This is a genomic window from Bartonella sp. AA56HLJMS (genome assembly GCF_042197145.1).
Classification (GTDB): Bacteria; Pseudomonadota; Alphaproteobacteria; order Rhizobiales; family Rhizobiaceae; genus Bartonella.
On the sequence record NZ_JBHIRL010000086.1, the window covers coordinates 1 to 1052 of the forward strand.

General features: G+C 38.3%; 2 protein-coding genes. One reads left to right on the plus strand and one right to left on the minus strand.

All coding sequences use genetic code 11. The features are described from left to right. Positions 1-551, plus strand: a 551-nt coding sequence (locus ACFINI_RS09970; RefSeq protein WP_375648043.1) for a hypothetical protein, incomplete at its 5' end; no start/stop codon positions are given. Between the two features lie 9 nt (positions 552-560). Here ACFINI_RS09970 and ACFINI_RS09975 read toward each other — a convergent pair. Next, positions 561-1052: hypothetical protein (locus ACFINI_RS09975; RefSeq protein WP_375648044.1), on the minus strand; the 492-nt coding region annotated here is incomplete at its 5' end.

A 1052-nucleotide genomic window follows, 5' to 3' on the forward strand; every position in this document is an offset into this window, starting at 1 on the left:
CGTCATTTGGATTTATAGACAAATTGACGCGTATGTTTACAAGTGTAGATACTATAGAGAAGTATAATCAACTTTACAATAAATACGTAAGTGAATCATATATTGGCTCTATGCATTCTGAAAAGGTACGCAAAGCAGAAGAACTTTCACTCAGAAATGGCGGAGAATATTCATTTTTTAACAAGGAAGATATATTGTATCGTCACATATCAGTTGTTGGTTGTGCATCCCTTATGAGTTTATTGCGGGGTGATTATAATAAGGAGATGTCGCAAATGGATCTACCCAATGTAATAAAGCGTTTACGCGATGAATATGATTGGAGTGAAAGCGATTTTATGTGGGCATACGACGTGGTCAATGATAACGAGGATCCAATGATTTATTATGCAAAAAAATTTATGACGGCTATAGATAAGCGTTACGATTTCAGAAAAGAACAAGTAGATAACATAGTATCTCACGTGAAAACAAATGATCATAAATGGTTAAAGGAACTCAGTGAACATTGCGGAAACTTACGAAGGATATACTATATAATGCAACCGTAATAGAGCTTGTCATTTACGATCAAAATGTTTCTGAAGCACATTAAGAGCAACGCGCAGTGAATTCACAAGGTGGGGTAGCATTTGATCTTCTATAACGAGGTACTGTAGCGCAGCGTGAAGATTGTACTGTCTATAAAGGCATTGTGCTTCTTTTAGTGCCTCTTGCGTGTTTATAAACTGCTCTGTTGCAAATTCTACCCATTTATCTCTTGCCTTATCATCAGATGATGATGGCATTTCGTCATAAATTGCATTAGGCAAGCCTTTTGCACAAAGGTAATTATTCCTTATCTGTAAATACTGTTGCGCGGCGTCGTATTGCTCTTGAGTAATCACGCCTTGCAAGCAAAGCCGCCCGATATAGGTACCAGAAAGTGGATTTTTTGCCTCTTGTAGCGTTAAACCAAAGCACTTTGCACGCATTTCTATTGCCAATTTATCAACGGCTTCACGCGGTGCTTTTGCACGTGATATACGTCCGTTTGGTTCTCTTACCTGCCC